General features: G+C 56.1%; 20 protein-coding genes and 1 pseudogene. 10 read left to right on the top strand and 11 right to left on the bottom strand.

What is annotated here, in order from left to right; genetic code table 11:
- Positions 1–151: 151 nt before the first annotated feature.
- The 3 genes from IPN69_07915 (at position 152) to IPN69_07905 (ending at position 1,869) form a co-directional block, all read left to right on the top strand.
- Positions 152–376, top strand: a complete 225-nt coding sequence (locus tag IPN69_07915) for a hypothetical protein (GenBank protein MBK8810646.1) — start codon at positions 152–154, stop codon at positions 374–376.
- A 76-nt stretch (positions 377–452) separates the two neighbouring features.
- Positions 453–695, top strand: coding sequence for a hypothetical protein (locus IPN69_07910; GenBank protein MBK8810645.1), 243 nt, complete (start codon positions 453–455; stop codon positions 693–695).
- Positions 696–1,506: 811 nt separating this feature from the next.
- A complete protein-coding gene (locus tag IPN69_07905; protein ID MBK8810644.1) occupies positions 1,507–1,869 on the top strand; it encodes a hypothetical protein in 363 nt (120 codons plus the stop codon).
- Positions 1,870–3,045: 1,176 nt separating this feature from the next.
- Here IPN69_07905 and IPN69_07900 read toward each other — a convergent pair.
- Together IPN69_07900 and IPN69_07895 are read right to left on the bottom strand one after the other, a co-directional pair.
- A pseudogene (locus IPN69_07900) lies at positions 3,046–3,884 on the bottom strand (ATP-binding protein).
- Complete coding sequence (locus IPN69_07895; protein MBK8810643.1) at positions 3,884–5,095, bottom strand: IS21 family transposase; 1,212 nt, start codon at positions 5,093–5,095, stop codon at positions 3,884–3,886. Before IPN69_07895 ends, IPN69_07900 begins: the two are co-directional and overlap by 1 nt.
- 212 nt (positions 5,096–5,307) lie before the next feature.
- Here IPN69_07895 and IPN69_07890 point away from each other — a divergent pair, with 212 nt between their 5' ends.
- A complete protein-coding gene (locus IPN69_07890; protein MBK8810642.1) occupies positions 5,308–6,105 on the top strand; it encodes a hypothetical protein in 798 nt (265 codons plus the stop codon).
- A gap of 10 nt (positions 6,106–6,115) precedes the next feature.
- Positions 6,116–6,508 carry a hypothetical protein gene (locus IPN69_07885; GenBank protein MBK8810641.1) on the top strand — a complete coding sequence of 131 codons (393 nt, stop codon included), beginning with the start codon at positions 6,116–6,118 and terminating at the stop codon, positions 6,506–6,508.
- An 18-nt stretch (positions 6,509–6,526) separates the two neighbouring features.
- On the opposite strand, the gene IPN69_07880 is transcribed toward IPN69_07885, so the two are convergent.
- The 4 genes from IPN69_07880 to IPN69_07865 all read right to left on the bottom strand — a co-directional run bounded on the left by IPN69_07880 (position 6,527) and on the right by IPN69_07865 (position 11,230).
- Positions 6,527–7,891: an FAD-dependent oxidoreductase gene (locus IPN69_07880; protein MBK8810640.1), complete on the bottom strand. Its 1,365-nt coding sequence runs from the start codon at positions 7,889–7,891 to the stop codon at positions 6,527–6,529.
- A 73-nt stretch (positions 7,892–7,964) separates the two neighbouring features.
- Positions 7,965–8,507 carry a DUF4112 domain-containing protein gene (locus IPN69_07875; GenBank protein ID MBK8810639.1) on the bottom strand — a complete coding sequence of 181 codons (543 nt, stop codon included), beginning with the start codon at positions 8,505–8,507 and terminating at the stop codon, positions 7,965–7,967.
- On the bottom strand, positions 8,494–8,982 hold the full coding sequence (locus tag IPN69_07870) for a hypothetical protein (GenBank protein MBK8810638.1): 489 nt from the start codon (positions 8,980–8,982) through the stop codon (positions 8,494–8,496). The genes IPN69_07875 and IPN69_07870 overlap by 14 nt, the downstream gene beginning before the upstream one ends.
- A 58-nt stretch (positions 8,983–9,040) precedes the next feature.
- Positions 9,041–11,230: a peptidylprolyl isomerase gene (locus tag IPN69_07865; GenBank protein MBK8810637.1), complete on the bottom strand. Its 2,190-nt coding sequence runs from the start codon at positions 11,228–11,230 to the stop codon at positions 9,041–9,043.
- Positions 11,231–11,574: 344 nt separating this feature from the next.
- Between IPN69_07865 and IPN69_07860 the strand changes: the two genes are divergently transcribed.
- Entirely contained in the window at positions 11,575–13,335 is a 1,761-nt protein-coding gene (locus tag IPN69_07860) for an amidohydrolase (GenBank protein ID MBK8810636.1), read from the top strand.
- A 5-nt stretch (positions 13,336–13,340) separates the two neighbouring features.
- On the opposite strand, the gene IPN69_07855 is transcribed toward IPN69_07860, so the two are convergent.
- The gene (locus IPN69_07855) at positions 13,341–14,189 is read right to left on the bottom strand and encodes a hypothetical protein (GenBank protein MBK8810635.1); all 849 of its coding nucleotides are present in this window, start codon (positions 14,187–14,189) and stop codon (positions 13,341–13,343) included.
- A gap of 131 nt (positions 14,190–14,320) precedes the next feature.
- The gene (locus IPN69_07850; protein ID MBK8810634.1) at positions 14,321–15,346 is read right to left on the bottom strand and encodes a methyltransferase; all 1,026 of its coding nucleotides are present in this window, start codon (positions 15,344–15,346) and stop codon (positions 14,321–14,323) included.
- 160 nt (positions 15,347–15,506) lie between these two features.
- On the opposite strand from IPN69_07850, the gene IPN69_07845 reads away from it, so the two are divergent.
- The 4 genes from IPN69_07845 to IPN69_07830 all read left to right on the top strand — a co-directional run bounded on the left by IPN69_07845 (position 15,507) and on the right by IPN69_07830 (position 20,779).
- Complete coding sequence (locus tag IPN69_07845) at positions 15,507–17,432, top strand: PQQ-binding-like beta-propeller repeat protein (GenBank protein ID MBK8810633.1); 1,926 nt, start codon at positions 15,507–15,509, stop codon at positions 17,430–17,432.
- Positions 17,433–17,474: 42 nt separating this feature from the next.
- Positions 17,475–17,933, top strand: coding sequence for a DinB family protein (locus tag IPN69_07840; GenBank protein MBK8810632.1), 459 nt, complete (start codon positions 17,475–17,477; stop codon positions 17,931–17,933).
- A gap of 256 nt (positions 17,934–18,189) precedes the next feature.
- Positions 18,190–18,717, top strand: coding sequence for a hypothetical protein (locus IPN69_07835; GenBank protein MBK8810631.1), 528 nt, complete (start codon positions 18,190–18,192; stop codon positions 18,715–18,717).
- 556 nt (positions 18,718–19,273) lie between these two features.
- Positions 19,274–20,779: a sodium:solute symporter family protein gene (locus IPN69_07830; GenBank protein ID MBK8810630.1), complete on the top strand. Its 1,506-nt coding sequence runs from the start codon at positions 19,274–19,276 to the stop codon at positions 20,777–20,779.
- A 454-nt stretch (positions 20,780–21,233) separates the two neighbouring features.
- Here IPN69_07830 and IPN69_07825 read toward each other — a convergent pair whose 3' ends face one another.
- From IPN69_07825 to IPN69_07815, 3 genes are all read right to left on the bottom strand, one after another.
- Positions 21,234–22,397, bottom strand: coding sequence for a galactokinase (locus tag IPN69_07825; GenBank protein MBK8810629.1), 1,164 nt, complete (start codon positions 22,395–22,397; stop codon positions 21,234–21,236).
- Positions 22,398–22,469: 72 nt separating this feature from the next.
- Positions 22,470–23,213 carry an NTP transferase domain-containing protein gene (locus tag IPN69_07820; protein ID MBK8810628.1) on the bottom strand — a complete coding sequence of 248 codons (744 nt, stop codon included), beginning with the start codon at positions 23,211–23,213 and terminating at the stop codon, positions 22,470–22,472.
- 50 nt (positions 23,214–23,263) lie between these two features.
- Positions 23,264–23,740, bottom strand: coding sequence for an SRPBCC family protein (locus tag IPN69_07815; GenBank protein MBK8810627.1), 477 nt, complete (start codon positions 23,738–23,740; stop codon positions 23,264–23,266).
- Positions 23,741–23,806 lie beyond the last annotated feature (66 nt).

Genomic DNA, 23,806 nt, shown 5'->3' with positions numbered 1-23,806 from the left:
TTCTTTGGTAATGGTCCGGCACTGAAGCTATCCGGAGCATATTCGGATGCTATAATAGCGCGCCGGCTTACTTCTCGCTTTGGGCACTTTTCGGAGGTGCCTGGATTGTGAGAAGTACGTCAACTCCGCGCTACTGAAGAGTCCAGAAGACTTGGCATCAACCATCGGAATTGATCCGGTTTCGGTTTCTGACGCGCTCGGGAACCGTGTGAGAAAGGTCGATGATGTTTGGCAATTCGTGATCTATGACGCGTTCAGAGAGCCTCGTCGCCGAATACGGCAGGACTGTTCCGCAAGACGAGGCGGCGTCAGGTTCTATCTGCAGGACTGGCAGGCTTCAGTCCGCGCGAAGGTGTCAACGCCGGCAGGTTTGTGAAATCGAGAACCGATCATCAGGCGTTCAGCGAGGAGATCGAATCAGGCATCGGACTCAGAACCCGGAACCCAAGGCTATGGCTGCTCCGGCCTCGAACCGGCAGGGCTACGGCCTGACCGAGAAGGACTGGAGGAATCAGCCACACCTGGTTCCGCAAAACCGAAAACCGCGCCGGACGTGGACATCGCCCGACCATACACGCGGATCGGCCTCGGTCGGCAATCCGCAAAGCTGGAACCGGTATTCGTATGTCGAAAACCAGCCGACGAACCTCGTTGATCCGAGCGGGTTGAGTTTTATGTCTGTTTTGACATTGTGACCTACGGAGGTTATGACAATCAACCAGGACATACGTACGCTCATACCGAGACCGTTTGCTTCGTATTTGGTGGCGGAGTTCCGGGAGGAGGAACGTTCGATACCGCCGGCAATCCCGGAAGCGGCGGAGGAGGGAGATGGAGTGTCCTCCATGAGCCGACAGTCTGTCAGGCTCAAAAGGATCGGGAGGCGGCTCGCAACTTCGGACGGAAGCTTGCTTTACGTGAGCGGGAACAGAAAAGAAGTTTCTCGAATGTTTCGAGCGTGAAATGAAGGAGGTCAGGCGACAGCTAAGTAACCTTATGGACGGCACTTTGGAAAGTGGAAAGTAAAGGTTGGTCTTGGTGCAGGTTTGGGATTACTTTCCGCCGCCGGTCCGGGAATAGGAGCTTTGGGTGGAAGTGCCGTTGCACTTTGGGACTGGAAAGTAGAACTTGACTAAATTCAACCGCGACAGTTTCGGAGCGACTAGGCGCGCTGCAATCGAGACGTGCCGGGCAGAATCGGGATATCGAGGCAGAATATGAACTCTTTTCGGCTCAGTGATTTGTTGTTGATCCCATTTGTCTTTGGCATAGCGATGTTTTTTTCTCGTCTATGTTTCCGGAGCAGAAGTGCGACGATCCCATACAGCTTGGATAATAATTGCATGATTCTGGCGTCTCCTTTCTTCGGTTACGGCGGCAGAGCGTCTCGTCGGAAACGTGACTTTTGGAAATGGATCGGCGTTGTGGCGATCTTGGCCGTCTTCATCTGGATCGTACAACGCGGCGTGATTTGAACAACGACCCGGCGACAGGCCTCAACCACACGTGGTTCGCAAGAACGAAAACCGCGCCGGCCGCTGGACATCGCCCGACCCCTACAACGGTTCGGCCTCGGTCGGCAATCCGCAAAGCTGGAACCGGTATTCGTATGTCGAAAGCCAACCGACGAATTTCGTCGATCCGAGCGGACTTGACGAGGAAGCTCCGATTTTCAGGATGGAAGTCCACACATGGGCTTCTACTTTCGCAAGTTGGTGGTGGATATTCTTTGGAGTTTCTCGAGTTCGCAATGGCGGCCATGTTGGGGAAGGAGGGGCGGTGGTGATCCGAAGTTCGAACAGTGTGTTTCGCTGGCCCAAAAGACTTGGTCCCGTTCGGAACCTGATAAGCCAACTGAGGAAGAAATGAAGGCGTTTCTAACTGCGCTTGGTGAGGCAGTTGAAGATCTTAGTAAAGCAATCAAGCGGGCAAAGACTTCTGGCGCAAAACGAAACACGTCGCCGTTTCTGTATTCGTCACCGCTGGCATCGCAGCTTATGCTGCTTATAAGGCAGGCCGGGCCGGTGCTTTGGTGGGTTCACTTGGCGGACCAGAAGGAGCGGTGTTAGGCGCAATTGCAGGTGGGCTGATTGGCGGGGCGGTTGCAATTTGGGCCGAAAGCGATAACAGTGGTGTCGATGTTACTCGCGAAAAAGAAGACTTTTGGACAGAGTATAAACGAATCCGACGCAACAATCCGGTGGCTTCCGATTGGGCAGACTGGTACGAAGGGTACCGACAGGCGCTCGGAGACTGTTATGTGGCATACGTGGTGCGAAGTCAATCACGAATGAGAGTGCCGAGGTGAAATATGAGTAATGTTCAAACAGTTGTTTTGGGTTTGGTACTATCCATCGTTATGTTCGCAACGCTCGTATTCGTGTTGCTTTTGGCGGACATTGTTGCGTGTCAACGTGGATCTTGTGAGTATGGTTATATGACTGCGCTGCAAGTGCATTTTGGCACTCCTGTCGCAATGTCCACTGCTGGTGGGTGCTTGACAAGCTTGTTAATTCGATTGACCGACAGAGATACGAGAACCAGGTGAAAATAAGCCGAATTCCCGGGTCAATTATGGCAACTGAAGCTTCGGCGTGCATATCAGCCGGGCTCCGACTGATTGTGAGAGATAATCTCGAATAAATGAAAGACGTTTGAAAAGGCTATACATGGGATTCCGAGGCAGTCTTCGTTTTGACAGCTTAAAAGCTATGAAGACGAGGTCTTGGATCCTCATTAACCAAAGAAAACATTAAATAGCCGCAGTCAAATACGATGCTCATCGGAGTCGAATCCCGATGAGCATTTTGCATAAAGACCACAAAACCGACGAATCCGAGATCAAATTCAAGTTCCTTTCGGACTCGGTACTGAAGGCCTTCGAGAAGGACAACGCATTTTGGATTTTGGATTTTGGATTTTGGATTGGCCGTGATCAAAACGTTCGCAGGAAGCGACATGTGTTCGATAACTTATCGGGACGTCACGCGTGAACGCGTAACTCCTACTGTCAATCAGCGTTAATTTTTGACCCCTTTACAGGCGTTAGTTTTTGACCCCCCCTTTAGTCATTGTTGTCCGGAGTTGTGGAAGAGTTGGCGGCAATTGCCGACAACTCTTCCAACTCCCGATAAAGCCGGCGGCCCGCTTTTCCTTGAGCCGGTAGCTTTCGCCCCGGATGTTGATCACCGTCGAGCGGTGGAGCAGCCGGTCGAGAGCCGCGCTCGCCATCACCGCGTCTCCGGCGAAGACCTCGCCCCAGGCCGCGAAGGCCTTGTTGCTCGTCAGGATGACCGCTCCCTTGCGTTCGTATCTCTCGAGATGACCTGAAACAACAGGCTCGCCTCGGGAGGTTCGAGCTTCAGGTAGCCGACCTCGTCGATGATCAGCAGTTTCGGGCGCGTCAGGTTCTTGATCTCGCGCGAGAGCCGGTTCTCGTGCATCGCCCGCACGAGTTTGCGCGCGATGTCGACGGCGGTCGTGAAATAGACGCGGTGCCCGAGTTCCGCCGTCATCACCCCGAGCCCGATCGCGAGATGCGTCTTGCCCACTCCGGGCGGCCCGAGAAAGACGATGTTCCGCCCTTCGGCCAGAAAGCGCCCCGTCGCCAGTTCGTCAATGAGCCTCCGGTCAACGCCGGGCTGCGCCTTGAAATCGAATTCGCCAAGCCTCTTCGGGTACGGAAAGCGCGCGAACTGCAGGCTCAGCGCGACGCGCATCTCCTGCCGGTGCCTGATCTCGCCTTCGAGCAGCCGCCCGAGGAACTCCGTGTAACTCCAGTCCTCGGCGGCCGCCCGCTGGGCGATCGTGTCAAGATTGACCGCGGCGGTCTTGAGATCAAGTTCGCCGAGCGCGGACGATGCCATATCTTCGTAGACCTTCATCAGCCGATCACCTCCTCGTAGGCGACGAGCGACGCCGCCGCGACCGTCTCGAACAGAACCCGTCCCGATCTCTTCGGCGGCGCCTCACGCGTTTCAACCGTCAGTTTCCACATCGCCGCGACATGCGCCGGATCCGCCACGCTTTCGCCGGATTTGAGCGACCGCGGGTGTTCGGCGATGACCGTCTCGCCCGTGCGCACCGTCACCCGGCGTTCTCCCTGCTCGACCACGACCTTGCGGCCGACCGCTTCCGGCGGCACCGAGTACTTCACGCCCCCGATCGAGACGTACCCGTCGACGCTTACCGTCCGCTTCTTCCAGACCGACGGCCGGTACCGCGGCGCCGACCCGTACGGCGTCAGACCTTCCTCCCGCAGCAGGTCGAAGGGCCGCTTTCCGGTCGTCCCGTGTTTCCGTCCGTTCGCCTCTTCCAGCCACGCCGCGCCCTGTGCCTGAAGATCCGCAAGGTCGGCAAACTCCCGCCCCTTGATGAAGTTGTCCTTCAGATACCCGACCGCGCGTTCGACCTTGCCCTTCGTCCGCGGCCGGTACGGGCGGTGCGTCCTCGGCGCGATCCCGTAGTGATTCAGAAAGTCGGCCATCTGCGGGTTCAGTTTCCCGCACGGAAGGCGCACCTGCGCCATGTTGTCGAAGAGGATCGTCTCCGGCCAGCCGCCGAAGTAGGCGAACGCCCTCTCAAGGCACCCGATCAGCTCCGGCATCCGCATCCGCCGCGTGTACTCGACGTACATCGTCCGCGAAAAACCCAGCAACATCACGAACGCGTAGATCTTTCTCCGGCTCCCCTTTTCGTCGATGTACGACCCGATCTCCGCCCAGTCAGCCTGCGCCTGTTTGCCGGGCGGCGTCTCGAACCTCACCGTCGCCTTCGCCGATACCTTCGCCCCGATGTCCAGTTCCCGCAAGTACCGCCTCACGATGTCCCACGATCCCGCGAACCCCATTCCCCGGATCTCGCCCGTCAGCCGAACCGCGCTGAGGCCCGTCTCCTCGTACCGCTTCTTCAGATAATCCTTGTACGCGTCCAGTTTGGAACCCCGTTTCGCTTCCGCCGCGCGCTTCGGCGAACCCTCGCGCAGTACCTTGCGGACCGTGTTCCGCGAATATCCCGTCATCCGGCAGATCTGCTTTATCGAATGCCCCTGCCTTTTCAAGTCTTTGACCTCCATCCATTCCTCCATTCCAAGCATTCCCGATAACCTCCGTTTCACGAAAGTTATCAAAAATGCCGTCCAGGGGGGTCAAAAACAAACGCATGCTAGGGGGTCATTTTCTCACGCATAATGACACCTACGGGTTGAGCAAATCCAAAATCCAAAATCCGCAATCCCAAATGTGTGGGCTTGCCGAAAAACGCGCATCCCGCGCGGTCCCTGAATCCAACACAGAAGAGGAAGAAGTTATGTCGAAAGAAAACGCCGGCGCCGAGCCGCGTCAGTTGTCGGTCGCGTTCCCGCTGACCGTCGCCGCCATGGAAAAGGGCCGCGCGATCCGCGAAGCGCTCGCGAATGGCGAAGCGGTGACGCTCCAACCGGTCGTCGTCAAGGGAATGTTCAACGACATCCTTGCCCAGGAACCAACGCTCTGGGAACTCTACGACATCCTGTGGGAAGTCCTGTGGCAGCTCAGCTATCAGGTCTGGAACCTTCAGGCGCTCGGGCAGACCGATTTCACGGAGATCCTCGCCCTCTGGGCCGAGGCTCTCGACGAGTTCAAGGCGGCCGCGATCACCTCGTTCATGTTCTGGAACGATATCGCAAACGCGGAACTGGAAATCGAAACCGACGATGAGATGCTCAGCAACGCCCTCGAACTCGAAAAGTCTCTGAAAGCCGTCGCCGACGCGATCGAAAGCGCGACCGACGACGACGCGCGGAAACATCTCCGCGCGGCCGGCGAGCGGATCATCGAACTCGCCAAATCGATCGAAATTCTGCCGGAGGATTCCGCGGTCGCCGCAACGCCGCAGATACCCGAGGCCGATCAAACGGAAGAGATGCGCAAGCAATTGGCCGATGCGGAAACGCGTGAGGCCGATCTGCGGACGCGGCTCGACGAAGCAAACGGAGATCTCGAAATCGCGAAAGCCGGGCTGAAGGCCAACCGATTTTGGATTTTGGATTTGGGATTTTGGATTGGTCGAACGGCGGCGGATCGTGTTGAATCTCGTCGGAGAGTCCAACCAATGAATAATCTGTGAGAGGAGCAAAATGAACGAAGAACTGAAAAAGGAGCTGGAGCGACTGAACTCCGGCATTGAGATGCTCGGCAAGGCGCAGGCGGTCAGGACCGCGAAGGGAGCCCCGCTTCCGGAAGATCCGAGCGACCACATCGAATCGAAGGGACTGACGGCGAAGAAACTCGACGAAGATTTCGTCGACCCGCTGCGGAAGTCGTTCGAACGGCTCGCGAAGGCCGCGCCGTCGCAGTTCGGACATCTGGGGGCGCGAACCGTCCTCGACGATCCGTACACGATGATCCGTGCGAAGAACGCCGACGGTTCGTACGTGATGAAGACTGAGGAGCTGAACCAGCTGATCAAGTGCGTGCTGGCGGTCAACTCCGAGGACCCGGTCGCGAACGGCGCGACGCGGATAAAGTGACCGATCGAGTTCGGTTAGTTAGCCGATCAGGCTCGCGGCTGCGGATTCGCCGGTTTCGATCGCGCCTTCCATAAAACCTTGCCAATCTGCAAGATGTTCTCCGGCGAAGAGCACTTTTCCATGCGGTCGCTGGAGAATCGGCCGGAGTCCGAACCATTGTCCCGGTCGGTAAAGTGCGTACGCCCCGTCGGTGAATTCGTCGCGCTGCCAATGGTACGACGCTAGCGCTCTCGCGTAGGATGGCGCCGAGGCGTTGAATTCAGCCAGATCGCGCGTGATGACACGCATTCTTCGATCATCGGACTGCGAGGCCAGAACATCGGCCTTTTCCCCTATTGCGTAGGCGGTCAGAATCCCATCTGTTCCCGGTTGGCTTTGCGTGCTGTGAAAATAATAATGCGACGACATATCCGTGACCATTGAGAAATTTTCGTCTTTCCAGAACCGCTCGCGATAAAGCACCGAGTTTTTCGATATACGGGCATAGTTGAGGCGCTCGGCGGCCTGGCTTTGGACCGCCGGCATACCGGGAACGAACCGGATCTTCAGCAGTGAATGCGTCGGAACCGTGCAGATCACCGCGTCGGCCCGGAATGTTTCGGTCGCGGTTTTAACGGAAACGATTCCGGCTCTTTGGGTGACTTCGCTGACCGGCGTTCCGGTTCGGATGTTTTCGAGGCCGATCCGTTTCGCAAACTCTTCGACGAGCCGTGAGTTCCCGCCCGTCATCTTGTAATCCATTTCATTTTTCGGGCTCGACTCGGCATATTCGGCAAGCGCACCGAATGCCGAAACCTGCCTGATCGATTCGCCGAAATCCGTACTGTCCATCAGGTCGCGCAATCTCAAGTCGTCACCGCTGAACCCGATCTTCTCAAGGTAGGTCCACCAATCAAGTTGGTCGATTGCCCGTTTGCGCACCTCGGTCAGCGTTTGATAACCCTTGATCGCACCGTCAAACGCCTTGCGCGCCGCCTCCGAAAACGCCCACTCGCCGGGCTTGAAAACTCGTCCGTCCCGCAACAAGAAATCGTCGAATTGGTGCTTTTGAAGCGGAATCCCGAAGTCTTTGCAAAGTGCCTTTATGTGTTCATGGCTTTCGCCGACCCATTCCGCGCCGAGCTCACAGATAAGATTCGGATTTTCGGGCATCCGGTGCGACATAACACGCCCGCCGATGCGGTTTCGCGCTTCGAGGATCGTGACCGTCCAACCCGCATTTTTGAGCTTCAACGCCGAAGCAAGTCCGGCAAATCCGGCGCCGATGATAACGCACGATTTCTTCTTTCGGATTTGTCCGGCGACCGGCCCGGCGAGCGCCAGCCCGGCTGCGGCAACTGTTGAGATCTTCAAGAACTCGCGACGACTTGTGTTGTTTTTCATATGATTCCAGTCCCTTTGCACGCGAACAAATGGAATACTTGGTAATTGAAAATTGATAATTGATGGCGGCAGACTAAAGGCCGGTGATGCCCCACAGCGTTGCCACGACCAAAGCGATGAGATAGAGACTAACCAGAATCGAACCGATCAGTATCGCGATCAGCAGTACGATCATACCAAAAACAAACAAATAATCGCCGCCGGTTCCTACATTGTGTCCCGTCGCCCGTTCGCGGATGAGGTCCATATTTCGCTTGTTCGATTTCCAGAAAAAGTCGAACGCGTCGCCGAAGAACGGGATCATTCCGACCACATAGTCGAGCCCGATGTTGAACGCCATTCGGACGAGCGTGATCTTCGGCACGCCGTAGCGCGCGCCGGCGATCAAAATGTAAAACGACATCAGCGCCGTCAGCGAGTCGCCCGCGTTCGGAATCAACCCGATCAGCGCGTCCAAACCGAACCGCCAACCGGTCCCGGGAACCCGAAACATCCCGTCTAGATAGCGCGAGAGATTCTCGAGACCCTCCTCAAGTTCGACTTTCTTGCGTTCATCGCGCGACACCAGCAGAACTTCGCGGCGTTCGACAAATTCAACTTCTTCAATAACTTCCATCGTTTCTTTCCCTGAGCCGGCGAATCGCCTTTAGTATTTCGTCGCGGTTCTTTGCCGATTTTATCCACTGCGGCAGTTTACTGAAAAACGAATTTCTCCCTTTGTTTGTTCGCTCGCGCAGTTTTGCGGCGACGTATTGTTCGATCAACTGCAGGTGCTCGAAATTATACGCCCAGATCCTGTCTCCGCAACACTCGATCTCGAGCCACAATTGGAGTCCGAAATACCAGTCGCAGTTGCTCCCGACTTTGATCTGGCTGCCGCTCCATTTTTCGCGATGAAGGCATTTCGTGCAAACGAACTTCCGCGGTCCGAAAAACTTGTTGCGGTTCTGTTCGATCTTCCTTTTCGAGAGTTTCGCGAAATCGTCCTCGTCGATCAGGACCTTTCCCAGCGACGCGCATTTCGGACAAACGACGAGAAACTCCTCGTAGAAGTCATAGAGTTTCGTTCCGGTGTCGAGAAATCTGTCCATTTTGATGCGTTTGGAGTCGCGCGTTTGCGCTCGACCGAGTAAACGCGGGGCTCCGGACTTATCTCCCGATGATCTTCACGCTCAGGATCTTATCCCCGCGGACAATCGAATCAACGACCTTCATATCCGATTCGGGAACGCGCCCGAAAACCGTGTAGCCGCCGTCGAGATGCGGCTGCGGGCTATGTGTCACGAACCATTGCGAGCCGCCGGTGTCCTTGCCCGAAAGCGCCATCCCGACCGCGCCGCGTTCGTACGGCAGCGTGTTGACCTCGCAGCGGATCGACCATCCCGGACCGCCATTGCCGTCGCCGCGGTTGTCGCCGTCCTGCATTACGAAGTTCGGCACGACGCGATGGACCGCGAGACCGTTGAAGTAGTTCGCGCGCGCCAGCCGGATGAAATTGTCGACCGTGAGCGGAGCGTCCTCCGGCATCAGCGCTATCGTAAATCTCCCCTTTTCAGTCGCGAAGACTGCGGTAACGGTTCCGTTTTTTCGTGATACAGCGCGCGCATAGTCGGCGTTTGTATTCCGAATGATGCCGAGTTTTGAACCGGATGAAAACGACGATACCAAGTTCCTTTTTCTTGCGATTGCGTATTCCACAATCGTCGGAATTCCAGGCTTTGATTTCTGCAGTTCTTCGTCGCTCAAAAGCTGGAACGCCTTTTTGCGCACCAGATAATCCGATGAACTGAGGGCGGTCAACAGCCAACCCGACGCCTCGGCCTTGTCGATCTTAAAAAGCGCGTCCATTATCGCGATCGTCGCGTCGTTCGAGAATTTGTCCCGCAAGAGCGAATCGGTGAACGCTTTGCCGAGAGCTTCCAGATTCTCTTTCGACGGTTTTTGTTCAGCCAGGATTTCAGCAACGGTCGCCCGCACAACTTCGTCCGGTTCGGCTTCGAGCAGAGGCCGGATGATGTTCGACGTGCTTTCCGATTTGAATGCCGCGAAGGCGCGCAACAGATCCGGAAAAGCCATTACATACTGTTTCCTTAACTTTACGTCGGACTCGAGCCAGGCTCCGATCTTTTGAATCAGAAGCAACTTGACCTTCAGCTTGATCGGATCGTTGACGTCATTCTTCGGAAGCACCGCGATCTCGCCCAACGCCTGAAACGCCGACGACGAAGCGCGCCAGTCATTGCTGAAGCTTGACTGTTCGTCGGTCAGTTCGTCGACATAGAAGTCCGGCGCGACACGCGCAAGCGCGATCTCGGTTTCGGGCGAAACGAACTTGTCCGCTTTTCGGAGTTCACTCAAGAATCCGACGGTCTTTTCGTCGTTCGTATTCTGGGCCAGGCGGCCCAACGCCGTTGCGATCTCAAGCAGTTCGTTCTTCTCGGCCGGATTCGCGAACTTCGAGCGTTTATGTTCGACCAGCAGGGCATTGCCGCGTTCGATCAACTTTTCGCGAGCCGACCCATCTTTGAGCGCGGCGACCGAACGGATCGCCGAAACACGGACGCGCGAATCCGAATCGCTAATCGCGGCGGCCAGAAGATCGGAGAGCGAGTCTTTATCCTCGGCGGCCCCGAGCGCCCTGGCCGCGTTGGCGCGCGCGATCGCGTACGTGTCCGATTTGAGCATTGAGCGGAGTTCTCTATTGGCGTTCTTCGCCCGAATTCGCGTCAGAGTGTTTGCCGCGTCCGACCGAACCCGTTCGTCTGAATATCCGAGAAACCTCGCGGCCGCGGCATCGCCGCCATCGGGGCGCGTTCGAAGCACGGCGGTCAGACCAAGTACGATCGTGTCGCGGTTCGGCATCGAACGGCGCCCGCTTTCGAATTCAAGCGCCTCGACGATGGCCTTTGAAAGTTCCTTCGAACGTTCGTGCTTCGAGTTCGCAGCACCGATCTTACCGGCGGCTTCGATCGCTCGCGCACGAATTGCACCGTCTGCTCGCGTATTTGAAAGCACGCTCAAAACAACGTCCGCGCCTTTGATCGATTCGACCTCACCGATCGCGAACATTGCCATCACCCGAACTGCGTCACTCTCGTCCGAGTTGATCAATCCCGCGAGCATCGGAACCGCGGTGTCGTTGCCGATTCGTCCGGCCGCCAGGGCGGCGCGTTCACGAATTTTCGGATTCCGATTCTGCAGCAACGTCTCGAGCGTCTGGTCGAACCGCAGTTCGTCCTCCGCCTTGGAGATCTGTACCAAAGTCGGAACAGGAATCTGAGCAAACAGACCGACCGAAAGCAGAGCAACGAGCGCCGCGGTAATGTAGATTCGTTTCATATGCGCATTTTAGACGTAACGGGAATGAAATGAGAAATGGGAACGGAGAAGTGAGAAATGAGAAGTGAGAAGTGAGAGGTGAAAAGTGAGAAGTGAAAACTCAGATCTTCTCCCCAAGTTTTCAGTTCTCACTTTTCACTTCTCACTTCTCAGTTCCCCGTTCTCAGTTCTCACTTTTCACTTCTCAGTTCCCCGTTCCCAGTTCTCATTTCTCACCTCTCATTTCTCCGTTCTCAGTTCTCATTTCTCCGTTCTCAGTTCTAAAGCCGAAAGCTGATAAACTGTTGCGGAGTTTCGGCAATTATCAGCTTTCAATTATCAACTATTCCGAAGTGAGAATCTTTATGTTCAAAAGAGCGTTGGTTTCATACCTCCTTTTTGTGTTCGTTCTTCCAACCGGCGCGGTCGCGTCGGCGCAGACTTCTGCCAGCCTTTTGCTCTATAACGGCAAGGTCTTTACCGCCGACGAGGATTTCTCGATCGCCGAAGCGGTGGTCATCGACGGTGAGCGGATCGTGGCCGTCGGGACTTCAAAGGAACTGCGCTCGAAGTATCGCGCGGCGAAGGAGTTGAATTTGCAGGGCCGACTCGTGACGCCCGGATTCAACGACGCGCACGTGCATTTTCTGCGAGGCGCGGTCGCGCTTCTGAACGTGAATCTCGTCGGAGTCAAAACGCTCGCGGACGCCAAGGCGATGGTCGCGGCGAAGGCAAAGGAAACGAAACCCGGCGAGTGGATCATCGGCCGCGGCTGGGACCATACGCTTTGGGACGGCAAATTTCCGACGCGGAAGGATCTCGACCTCGTTGCGCCGAACAATCCCGTTTTCCTGGTGCGCGTCGACGGACACGTCGGCTGGGTCAACACGAAGGCGATCGAACTCGCCGGAATCGGCGGTTCGACGAAATCGCCCGACGGCGGCGAGATCGAACGCGACGCGTCGGGCGAGGCTACCGGAATCCTCAAGGAAACGGCGCAGGGTTTGGTTTCGCGTTTGATTCCGCAGCCGACTTTGGAGCAGCAGACCAAGGGACTTGAACTCGCGCTTCAGATGGCGCGCGGTTATGGGATCACTTCGGTCCAGGACAATTCGGGATATGAGACAACGAAGCTTTATCGAGAGTTTCTGAAACAAGGAAAACTGACCGTTCGCGTTTCCGAATGGCAGAATTTTGAGGATTCGATTGTTGAGCTGAAACGGCAGCGGGCGGAGTTTGCGGGGTTCAAAGACGATCCCAACCGATTGAAGCTAGGCGCGCTGAAGGGTTATGTCGATGGAACGCTTGGATCGAAGACAGCCTCGATGCTCGCGCCTTTCAGCGACGATCCGGCGAATTCGGGAATTCCGCGGAAATCGGCGGAAGATTTGAATCGAATGATCATTGAGCGCGACAAGCAGGGCTGGCAGATCGCGCTTCACGCGATCGGTGACCGGGCGAACCGGATGGCGCTTGACGGCTTCGATGCTGCTTTTCAAGCGAACGGCCGACGGGTCGAAACCGTAGGAGATATCGTTTTCCTGGACGATCAGGCAAGCAGGACTTCGAGAAGATGGTTCACGATGAGCCCCGATGTTCTGCCGACCCGGCATCGTATCGAGCATTCGCAAGTCGTCGCGCCGTCGGATTTCAAACGATTCGCCGAACTCGGGATAATCGCTTCGATGCAACCGTCACACGCTATCACCGACCAACGCTGGGCCGACTCGCGCCTCGGTGAGTACCGCGTATTGGGCGCATACTCGTGGCATCTGATGCGGTCGTACGGCGTTCACGTCGCGTTCGGGACGGACTTTCCGGTCGAATCGACCGATCCGTACCGGACGCTTTTCGCCGCCGTTGCACGACAGGAAGAAAACGGCAAGCCCGAAGGCGGATGGCAGCCGCAGGAACGGCTCTCGATGGCAGAGGCGATCCGTTGCCACACGTACGAGTCTGCCTATGCCGAGTTTGCGGAAAAAGAGAAAGGCACGATCGAAGCCGGGAAACTCGCCGACCTCGTCGTGCATTCAAAAGATCTACTGACGATCGAACCGCGCGAGATTCTGACGACCCGCCCGGTGTATGTGATATTCAACGGGAATCTCTTACAAGGAACGCGTTAACGCTTTCACTCCTTCGACGCTTTGATCGATACGCCGCCGTTGGTAGTCACAACGCGGACAGGTGCGCCGCCGCCGTTCAGATCCGCGGTGATCCTTTTCTTGCTCCAGTTATCCCGGTCGCTCTCGTCCCTGTTGATTTTGAGTCCGGGAATCTCGCTCGAAAATCCGCCGTTCACGGTTCCGGTTTCGACCTTCGCGGTGTAGTTTTCGTCCATCCAAAGACTGACCCCGCCATTGGTCGTTTCGACATTAAGCCCCGTTCCTTTCCAACGGTTGCCGTCGAGCTTGACGCTGATTCCGCCGTTCGCGGTGCGCCCGCGAACATCACCGGCGAGATTCGAAAGCGTGATTCCGCCGTTTCTGGCTTCGAACTCGATGTTGCCTTCGACATCGACGAGAGTGATTCCGCCGTTCATCGTCGTCAGTTTCAGGTTCGTATTGCGCGGAACTAAAATCTCGTAGGAAACCGAAAAGTTCTTTTCGTCGGATGCGGATTCGGCTCGAACGCTGCCGCCTGTCTCGACGCGAACATTCTTGACGACAGCGTCGGCCTCAGCTTGGGTTTCCGCCCACGACTGCACGCAAGCGCGCACCAGTATGTCGGAGCGATCCATTCCGCGAACTGCAATTCCGCCGTTCCGCTTGCCGTCAACCGACAGAGAGCCCGCGCCGAGCGTCATTTCGCGAAGTTCTTTTGCTCCGGCCTTGTCGCCGTTCGACCAGCTGTTGGAGCAAAATTCGCGATTATACGTTTTGTATTTGAATCCGTCCTTTTCCTGCGCCAAAACGCCCGGAACGGCCAGGACGAACGTAAGAATGAACAGTATGAAAGTAGCCTTGAATGAATGTGACATATGAATTCCTCCGAATTGAATGAATGTATTTGCTGTGAAGAGAACACCGTAAGCGAAGGATCTGTGACAAAAAGAACAACGGCAATGCGATCGGCATTGCCGTTGGTTGAAGACCGAAGCTCCGATCAGACTCAGACACGGACCGCTTCGATGATTTGGAGCGGATCGGTCGTGTAAACCCGTTCGAAACGAAATCCGGTTTTCTCAAACAACGCCGAATACTCGGATGCCTTTCGCTCCGACCCGCCCGTCATCACGAGCATATTGAGATCCATAACCTTGCTCAATGAAGGTTGGTTATCGTCCTCTTCGACAAGTGTTTCGACGAGGAGCAGTTTCGACCCTTTCGGCGCCGATCTTGCGAGATTGTTCAGGATCTTGATCGATTGCTCGTCGTTCCAGTCGTGAATGATGAACTTCATCAAATAGACATCGGCGACGACCGGAATCTCGTTAAAGAAATTGCCTGGAACAAGTGTGGTCCGATCCGCAACGCCCTCCCTCGCGAGGATGTTGCCGTCGATCACCTGCGGCTGCTCAAACAAAATTCCTTTCGCTTGCGGATTCCGCTGCAGAATCTTCGCGAGCAGGATACCGTGTCCGCCGGCGATGTCCGCAATCGTCTTCGCGCCGCCGAAATCGTAAGCTGACGACACGGCGTCGGCGACTGCCGAGCTGAAACTCGTCATCGAACGGTCAAAAATCGCGGCGGCAGCCGGATTCTGCGCGAAATACGGAAAAACCGGCATTCCGAATGTAAAGTCGAATCCGACCTCGCCGGTTTTGACCGACTGCTGCATATTCCCGTGCGAATTCCAATGCTCCGGATCGCCCATCATATGTAGCGCGCCCTGCATCGACTTCGGATGATCCGTGCGAAGAACATCGCCGAGCGCCGTGTTCACAAACCGGCCGTCGTCGCTTCTGTGCAAAACGCCGAGGCTCGCGAGCGCCCTCAACAAACGGTAAAGCGACGGCTCGTACGTCTCCGTTTCCGCGGCAAGTTCGCCCGCGGTCTTGCCGCCATTCGCGATCCGGTCGGCGATCTTCAATCTTGCCGACACCGCCAGCACCTGCGACACGATGAATCCCATCGCCAGATGCATCATTTGCGCCTCCGGCGGCATCTGCTGAATTGCGGGGGTAACTGATTCCATTGATTTTTTCTCCCTACGATTGAAATTCGATTCCTGCACATAACGCGTATTGAACGAAGTCGAGGTATCAGATTCGAATAGAAATCCGAAATCCCCAATCACAATTCCGAAATCGATGTGTGCTAATCTTAGAGAAACCCCCTTAAAAGACAGGTGAATCATGCGAGTTTTTCTGATTTTTTGTTTGCTGATCGTACCCGCGGCCGTCAGCGCTCAGGTCTGGCAAGCCAATCTTGATTCCAAGGTTCGCTTCTATCAAACAACCGATTTCGGGATCCTGCTTGCGGCAAGCGACAATTCGCTCTACGCCTTCGATTCGGACACCGGCGAGCGCCTTTGGCGCCGCAAGCACAAGGGGCTCGACGAAACATCGATCACGCCGATTCCTTCGACGGATCTGGTCTTGATCTCGACCGATGAAGGCGACAAATCTCGCGTCGAGGCGATCGATCTGCTGTCGGGAGAACGTATTTGGCGATCCGAAAAGGTCAAAGGCGACGTTATGCAGATCGCTGTCGATCCGGACAGCGATCTGCTCGCTGTGATACTCGTCAAAAAGGCGAAAGGCAAGATCGGCGGCGAGATCAAACGCTCGCCGGTGATCCACGCGCTCAAGCTTTCCGACGGTGACGAGTTGTGGCGCAGGCAACTCGATTCGGACGTCGAAATGATGCCTTCGCGGTTCGATTCCGACGGCGAAGTGCCGTTCACGCTGGACAACTTTCGCCCGCCGCTGATCCTCGACGGCCGCGTTTTTGTCTTTTACGAAGGCGTCACCGCATACGATGCGAGGTCCGGCGAACAGGCGTTTCGCGAGGAATTCAAGGTCAATGAAGGCGGACTCGCGTTGACCGAATCGGACGCGGTTATTGACGATCGGTTCCTTTACGTTTCAGGCCGCGGCAAGATCCGCGCGATCGACCGAAAATCTCTGAAGATCGAGTGGGAGGCGAAAGATCTCGGGATCGCCGCCGAAATGGCGCTTGTCGGCAACTCGCTTTTCGTGCGCACCGGCGGTCAGTTTACGAGACTCAAGGACGGCGAGATCGAGGGAAAAGGCCCGTTCGGGGTATCGGCGATCGACGTCGGTTCCGGGAAAACCCAGTGGCGTTACAAGGGCGCGGACAAGGGAATGACGAATTTCGTTTTCCCGAACGCGCAAACGATCCTGTTCGCCGACCGCGACGATCTTGTCGCAATCGAAGCGCGCACCGGAAAGAAACTCTCGTCAACAGAACATAAGATCGAAAAGGCGCAATTTGTCTTGATCAACGAAACCGGCAGCGCAGTCGTTGGCGGACGCGTCGAGATCGCGGCGTTTCCCGTGCCGTCGCCGCGTTTTGATGTCCGCAGCTCGTTATCCAGGTCCGAACCGACCTCGTTCACGCGGCTCGGGTTTGCAGGATCAAATGGCCAAGATCTCGCGCTTTGGCGTGTGAAGCACAAAGCTCCGGCGCGCGGCGTTTTCCGAATCGTCGCGGGCATCGCGCTTCGAGCGGCGGCCGTTTACTTTCGCTATGGAGGGCTCGGAAGCACTGCGCTGAATATGTGGCGCGGCGCCGGAACGGTCCGTTCCATACTGAATTTGCGATGGTCTGGACTCAAGACACGCTTCGGCTCGTTCGATCTGACGACGCTTGCCGCGAACGCGGCGGGCAACTACGTGTCGAACCGTTTGACCGTTTTCGGGATCGCGGCGCGAACCGCGAATCTCGCGAACCGCGTTTCAGGACTTCAAATCAGGCGTGCTTCAATACTTAGTCAAATCACGCCTTCGCGAGCAGAGATTCAAGAGAGCTTTCTCGATCGCATCGATCCGGTACGGCGGATCGAAAAACTGTCGGATTTGCTTTTGCGCCGCAAGCGTCTCGCCGATCTTCGGGGAAATTATATGTACTATTACACCGATCTTCCCGAGCCGTTTGACCGCAAAGGCCTCGTCGGAGTAAACATTCATACGGGACGAGACGAGCGGTTCGTGCTCGCATCCGATCCGGACGCTCGATTCGTGACGGATGAGACGATCGGATATCTGTTTTCGGCGAACGGCAACGGCCTCGCCGGCTTTGAGATCTTGCAGCGTTAGCCGCAGCATCCGTGGAACCTGAATTCTTGGAGTGATTTCAATATGAACCTGCATAACGATAAAGACCGGGCTGAACTGATCGCCAGGATCAACGCCTTAGGTCCCGATTCCAAAGGAAATTGGGGCAAGATGAACGTCAACCAAATGCTCTGCCATTGCGCCGACGCCCTGCGAGGTACTCTTGGCGAACTCGGAGCGATTACCGATCAGAGTTCGTTCATCAGTCGAAATCTTCTGAAGCCGCTTGTACTGTATGTAATTCCGATTCCGAAGGATGTGCCGACGTCGAAGCGCGCCGATCAGGTCAATGGAGACGGAACGAGGCCGACCGATTTTGAATCGGACCGGGAGACGCTGATCGCACTTATGGAGCGGCTCGCCGCGACGCCGACTGACTACGAATTCGGAAGACATTTCAAGTTCGGCGCTATGAACCGCACCGAATGGGGAATAATGGGTGCCAAACACATCGACCATCATCTGAAGCAATTCGGAGTTTGATAACAACCGCGCCGGCGGATCTTGTTTCCCCGGACCCGTCGTCCTCATTCGGCGCTCGGGTCCAGAAGCCTTCCAGACGCGGACTGCTTCTTCCCGCGTAACGCCCGGAACCGTCACACGCGAAGTCACGAAAAAAGCCACCATTTTCCGGCTCGGATTCGTCTTCCGGGTATTCCGGATCAACGAAATTCGGTTTCGGCGCAACAGTCTCCTTTATTCGAAGGCTAAGGGCCACGCGTCCATACAATTGCGCCAATTGGAACTGCAACAGTACCTCACCTCAGAGCCGCATCGTCAAAACGCCCGGCCACGCTTCATTATTGTTTCTTATATCTTGCTGTATAATATAGTAGCCACGCTATTTCTGATGCGTGAGTTCATTAGTGAGGTTACAGTGATGAATGGAATACTTAAACTAACCGGTTTTCTGTTCCTTTTGACGGTTCTCACCGCTTCTTCGGCCGTTCTTTCCGACGCCGCCCGTGCCTGGGTCGCCCAAGAACAAGTCGTGCTTCGCGGCTCACAGATTCGCGGCGTACCGGGGCGCGATGCCAAACTCGAAAGCAATCCGGTGACCCTGCGCCGCGCCGGAGAAATCGACTCCGTTGAAGGTGGGCGCGCCGGTTTCTGGATCGAAGGAACCAGAAGAATGACTTTCGATTCCGCGGGCGATGCGATGGGAGTCAGACTGCCCGCCGGCACCTACCGGGTCTATCCGAATCTGCCCCGGGACGCTGAGAGAGCCTCCGTAACACTCGTGATCACGCTTGATCCGAGCAATTGAGGGGCGGTGTCTGAAAAAGTCAATTGATCGTCCGTGGCGGCGATTCCGATTCGTCGGAACCATCTCTTCGACTTACTTGACACGAGGGTGAGGATTATTCAGTTGGAGTGTTGCCGGGTTCTTCGCGCAGAGTCCGTTGTGATCGCAAGGACCCGGCTTTCGCCTCGCTCAAAAGACTTGTTTTCGGAATGAAAAGGCGATTGTCAGTGCGTCCTGCGAACTTCGGAATCAAGTTCGATGGCGTTTCATGAAACCACGAAGCGGGCGAAGGTGCTCGACGGAGAATGTTCCCTTTGTTCTATCACCAGCAGTTTTGCAGAAGAAATTGCCGGGAAAGTCCGCTCGATTCCAACGCGTGATCCCGTTTGCCGAAATGGACTTCTCGGCACACCTTGCCCTGCGGGTCACCTCGCTATTGATCCTGACGCGATTCGTTAGAACGCCGGCGAGAAAACGACGTTTGGTCCAATTGATATCCCAATTGGACAGAAAACCGATTCATCAATATATTTTGAGAACAAGTTTTTCAAACTCCATCTGTTACTCGTAAAACTGAATGACCAACTTTAGCTGGCTTTTGGACGGAAGCATCATCGGTGTCTATTTGTTGATAACGATGGCCGCCGGAATCTATGTCCGCAAATTCGTCGGCAAAGTCGACGATTTTCTCGTCGCCGGACGCGAGATGAACGTCTATCTCGGAATCGCGTCGCTCGCCGCGACCGAATTCGGGATCGTAACCTGTATGTACACCGCGGAAGCCGGTTACAAATACGGTTTCGCCGGCGTCACGCCGGGCATCTCGATGGCCGTGGCGATGCTCGTCATCGGCTACACCGGATTCTGCATCAAACCGCTCCGCGACTCCGGCGTGATCACGATCCCAGAGCTGATCGAAAAACAATTCGGACCGCGCGTCCGTTGGGCGGCCGGCGTCGTGATCGTCCTCGGCGGATTGCTCAATATGGGCGTTTTCCTGCGCGTCGGCGGGCAGTTTCTGACGCGTATCGTCGGACTCAGCGCCGATTCCTTCATCGAACCTCAGAAAATTTTCGGATTCAGTTTCGGATACCTCGAAATGATAATGGCGACGCTGCTGATCGGCGTTGCGGCCTATACGATCCTCGGCGGAATGCTCTCAGTGCTTGTCACCGATTTCCTGCAGTTCGTCGTTATGAGCGCCGGTTTGATCGCGGTTACGCTCCTGATCCTCGTTAATATCGGATGGGAAAAGATCGCGACGACCGTCGAATCCAATTACGGCGCCGGCGGGTTCAATCCGTTCGTGCATCCCGACCTCGGCTGGTCGTACGTCGTATTTCAGATACTTCTCAATACGGCCGCCGTCCTGACGTGGCAAACGACGATCGCCCGCGTACTGGCGGCAAAGGATTCGAGGACCGGACAATCGATCTACGTCCGCACGGCGTTCTTCTTTGTCTGCCGCTTCCTGATTCCCGCGATCTGGGGAATCGCGGCACTGGCGACGCTCGGAAAAGTTACAAACACGCTCGACGCGATGCCGATGTTTCTTTCGACGTTTGTTCCGGTCGGTCTGATGGGGCTTTGCATCGCGGCGATGCTCGCGGCCGATATGTCGACCGATTCGAGCTATATGCTGACCTGGGGAAGCGTCATTTACAACGACATCCTGGCGCCGTTTCGCAAGACGCCTTGGTCGGAAAAGAAAGGACTTTTCGTGAACCGCACGATCGTCGCGCTGATCGGGGTATTTCTGCTTTTCTGGGGTCTCCTATATCCGCTCGAAGGCGATCTCTGGGCGTATCTCGGCATAACTGGAACGATCTATCTCGCCTCGATCTCGGTTCTGCTGATCGCGAGCTGCTACTGGAAACGCGCGAACAGCTGGGGCGCGACGGCATCGATCATCGTCGCGGCCGCGATTCCGGCATCGTTCCTGATTCTCGAAAAACTGCCCGCGACGGCCGCGTTTGCGAAACAGATCGGACCGTATTATTCCGGCATCGCGGCATATGTCTGCTCGGCACTTGGAATGGTCGTTTTCTCGCTTCTGAAACCTAAAGGAGGGATTGCGCAATGAGATACTTCTGGTTGATTCTGACGATCACCGCCGTCGGATGGTATATCTTCGTGACGGCGTACGTCTCGTTCAAGGGCATCTTCGACATCAAGGAAATGCTCAAAACGCTCGGCGAACGAAAACGCAAGTAGAACCCGCCGACTTGTGGCTTTGAAAGAAGATGGTCAAGCCGCGAATATCGCGAGCATCTTTCCGAAAAGTTCCTCCTTACAGAACATCCCGGCGGCAGATCAATGTGAAAGGAAGCAAATCGCGTTTTCTTCACGGATGGAGCGGATTTGCTTCAACCAAAAAAATAGATCTAAAGAAACGCTGAGTTCGAAGCGTCAGCTTGCATCCGGTCCATCTGAGTCCCTGTCAGAAAAGTCTGCGGGATCGTGGTTAAATAGGTGTTCAAAGCGCCCACGATCGGATTTGGTGGCCGCTGACCAAGCAGAATTCGGAGAGCGTCTTATCAAGCGGAGTCGCGGCAGCTTGTCGAAAAAAAGCACGAAGCCGGGATCGGGAATCCGGCGCGGTATTCGTTGCGCCAGGCATTCAAGAATGCTTCGGCATCGGCAGTTTTAACCAGAGCGTAGACGCTGCCGCCGAAGCCGGCGCCGAAGGCGGAGGAGGCGACCGCGCCGAGCGCGCGGGCCGAGCGCTGCAGAAAAACGGTTTCTTCGACCTGATTGCCGAGCTTGGATTCAGCGTTGCCGTGCGAACGGTCGACGAGTTCCCCGATCGCTTCGATCCGACCGGTTTCGATCAGTTTCGCAACGGCAGGGATTATCTCGAAACTTTCTTCGTAAAACTGGCGGAGACGCCTGATCAGATCGTCGGCGGGATATGCCGACGGGTTCGTTCGGATCACCCGTTCGATTTCCTCGATCCCGAATTCGCCGATCACCGAAGCGAGCGAGCCGCCGAAAAACTTCGATGCGATCTCGGCGGCCATTCTTGAAATGCGATTGTACTTTTTCAGCGCATCGCCGGTTTTTTCCGCAATCACCCCGCTCGACGCGACAACAAAACTATAGTCGTCCGGAAGCGTGAGTTCGGCGACGCGACGCAACGGTCCGAAACCGAAACGCGTCAGATGGCCCGTGCGGCCGGCGACGATCGCCGCGTGATCCTGACTTCCGCCAAACGTTCCGACACCCGACGAGCCCTTCAAGCCGCGAAAGGTCTGTCCATTCTCGATGCAGCCGAGATATTCGGCGAGATCGAGTTCATTGGCGATGTTGGCGCGGAAAACGTCGGTTTCGTGAAGATTGTTGGCCTCGGCAAGCGCCGTGAAGACCATTATCATCAGCGCGCTCGAGCTCGAAAGTCCGGCGGCTTGCGGAAGATCGCTGGTAAACGAGAGACGGACGCCGCGGTCCAACGCTTCCCCGAAATTCGCGCGCAAACGGCCGCCGACCTCGATCGCGTAGTTGATCCAACCAAATCGCTTGCGCGGATCGGCAAGGTCGAACGAGAGCGTTTCGCCGGAGTCTCGGTTCTCCAGCGTGACCGTCAGATCGGCGACGGATTCGAAATCGAAATGAAAACCGCGACTGATCGGGCAAACGATGCTCTCGCCGCCGCAATAATCGGTGTGCTTTCCGAGAAATTCTATTCGACCGGGAATGAACATATTCGATTTGCGATCGGCGAACGGATTCAACCGTTCCAGACCAACACGATCTTTCGGGCTAACTGCGATTTTTCAAGGCTCTCGATTTTCGATTCGGAGACGCGCCGTTTCAATGTCCGATCGGCTTGAGAGATCGAGAACGCCTTCGTCGGATCGGACAACGGCGAATGACTGTCCCAGTTCATCGATCGCGTACTGCACGGCGGCGGTGATCTCGAATTCGCCGCGCGGCGAAGGCCCGATTCTCTCGCATGCCTCGAATATCGCGGGGGAAAACAGCCACGCGTTCATCGAAACATACGAATCCGGTGCGACGATCTCGGGTTTTTCGACGATCTGTTCAAGGTCGCCGCGCGCGTTCGTTTCGATCGTCGCGAACTTAGCGATCCTCTCTGCGGCGATGTTCCCGTGTTCGATCAGCCCCGTGCGTGCGAAGGCGACGAGACCCGGCCGGTTAGTTTCCCGGAGCCGGCGGAGGCTTTCGACCGGATAGAGATTGTCGGAATTGACGACAAGAAAAAGTTCGTCCGCCAGGACCTCCGCTGCCGAGGCGAGAACCGCGTCGGAGGTTCCGAGCGGTTCCTTTTGAATCGCAAAACTCGCGTCATAACCGCGCGACGCGCAAAATTCGCGGATTGCCGCGTGTTCGTTGCCGATGACGAGAACGAAGTCGGAGAATCCGGCCGCGGACAGATTTTCCAAGATCAGATCGAGCATCGTCCGATCGCCCGCCACCGGAATCAGCGCTTTGATCCCTGCTTCGGCGATCCGCTGCTGCTCAGGCGACAAGACGGCGTCGGTCGCGCCGGCGCGCATCCGAGTGCCGAGTCCGCGGGCGAGAATTACGGCCTTTCGCGGCGAATTGTCTAGTGATTTTCGAGAATTTCGCAATTGAGTCTGCGGGCAAGCCCCTCGCCGCCCCAGCTCATAATAACATCGTGGTTCCAGCGAAAAAAGGGTTTGAGCAGCGGCGCGAGGGTTTTCATCCAACGCTTGTTGGTTTCGACGCGCCAGTCGTAACGGACGCGTGTCGTCGAATCGCTTTCGGGAGTCAGTGTCCAGAGACCGCTGCCCTCAAGCTGACCGAACGCGCGTATCTCGATCACGCGCGGTTCCTCAATTCGGATCACTTCGGAATCGAATATGAGCTTGTAAGGCAAAGCGCTTTTCCACGTGGAACGATGAACGGCGCCGACGCCTGAATCGTCGCCGTCGCGCAGTTTCTCGACCTTCAAAACGCCGCGCCACCATTCAGGCCACGATTCCGAGTCCTTGATCTCGGTCCAAACGCGATCTGCCGGCGCATCAAAACGCCAAATTGTAACGAATTCGTAGTCGCTCATTGTTAACTGCAAATAGTTTATGGCTAACCGCAGCCGTTGACCGCAATCACCATTAACGATTGACTG

This window comes from Acidobacteriota bacterium (assembly GCA_016715115.1).
Lineage (GTDB): Bacteria > Acidobacteriota > Blastocatellia > Pyrinomonadales > Pyrinomonadaceae > JAFDVJ01.
Note: the sequence above shows the minus strand (reverse complement) of the source record. Positions and strands in the feature narration are given on the sequence as shown.

What these genes read in the sequence shown, in the direction of transcription:
- IPN69_07895 (MBK8810643.1), bottom strand. Translation starts at nt 5,095, where the DNA reads ATGCTTGGAATGGAGGAATGGATGGAGGTCAAAGACTTGAAAAGGCAG.
- IPN69_07880 (MBK8810640.1), bottom strand. Translation starts at nt 7,891, where the DNA reads ATGAAAAACAACACAAGTCGTCGCGAGTTCTTGAAGATCTCAACAGTT.
- IPN69_07840 (MBK8810632.1), top strand. Translation starts at nt 17,475, where the DNA reads ATGAACCTGCATAACGATAAAGACCGGGCTGAACTGATCGCCAGGATC.
- IPN69_07845 (MBK8810633.1), top strand. Translation starts at nt 15,507, where the DNA reads ATGCGAGTTTTTCTGATTTTTTGTTTGCTGATCGTACCCGCGGCCGTC.
- IPN69_07830 (MBK8810630.1), top strand. Translation starts at nt 19,274, where the DNA reads ATGACCAACTTTAGCTGGCTTTTGGACGGAAGCATCATCGGTGTCTAT.
- IPN69_07815 (MBK8810627.1), bottom strand. Translation starts at nt 23,740, where the DNA reads ATGAGCGACTACGAATTCGTTACAATTTGGCGTTTTGATGCGCCGGCA.
- IPN69_07820 (MBK8810628.1), bottom strand. Translation starts at nt 23,213, where the DNA reads ATGCGCGCCGGCGCGACCGACGCCGTCTTGTCGCCTGAGCAGCAGCGG.
- IPN69_07875 (MBK8810639.1), bottom strand. Translation starts at nt 8,507, where the DNA reads ATGGAAGTTATTGAAGAAGTTGAATTTGTCGAACGCCGCGAAGTTCTG.
- IPN69_07855 (MBK8810635.1), bottom strand. Translation starts at nt 14,189, where the DNA reads ATGTCACATTCATTCAAGGCTACTTTCATACTGTTCATTCTTACGTTC.
- IPN69_07850 (MBK8810634.1), bottom strand. Translation starts at nt 15,346, where the DNA reads ATGGAATCAGTTACCCCCGCAATTCAGCAGATGCCGCCGGAGGCGCAA.
- IPN69_07860 (MBK8810636.1), top strand. Translation starts at nt 11,575, where the DNA reads ATGTTCAAAAGAGCGTTGGTTTCATACCTCCTTTTTGTGTTCGTTCTT.
- IPN69_07890 (MBK8810642.1), top strand. Translation starts at nt 5,308, where the DNA reads ATGTCGAAAGAAAACGCCGGCGCCGAGCCGCGTCAGTTGTCGGTCGCG.
- IPN69_07825 (MBK8810629.1), bottom strand. Translation starts at nt 22,397, where the DNA reads ATGTTCATTCCCGGTCGAATAGAATTTCTCGGAAAGCACACCGATTAT.
- IPN69_07910 (MBK8810645.1), top strand. Translation starts at nt 453, where the DNA reads ATGGCTGCTCCGGCCTCGAACCGGCAGGGCTACGGCCTGACCGAGAAG.
- IPN69_07865 (MBK8810637.1), bottom strand. Translation starts at nt 11,230, where the DNA reads ATGAAACGAATCTACATTACCGCGGCGCTCGTTGCTCTGCTTTCGGTC.
- IPN69_07870 (MBK8810638.1), bottom strand. Translation starts at nt 8,982, where the DNA reads ATGGACAGATTTCTCGACACCGGAACGAAACTCTATGACTTCTACGAG.
- IPN69_07885 (MBK8810641.1), top strand. Translation starts at nt 6,116, where the DNA reads ATGAACGAAGAACTGAAAAAGGAGCTGGAGCGACTGAACTCCGGCATT.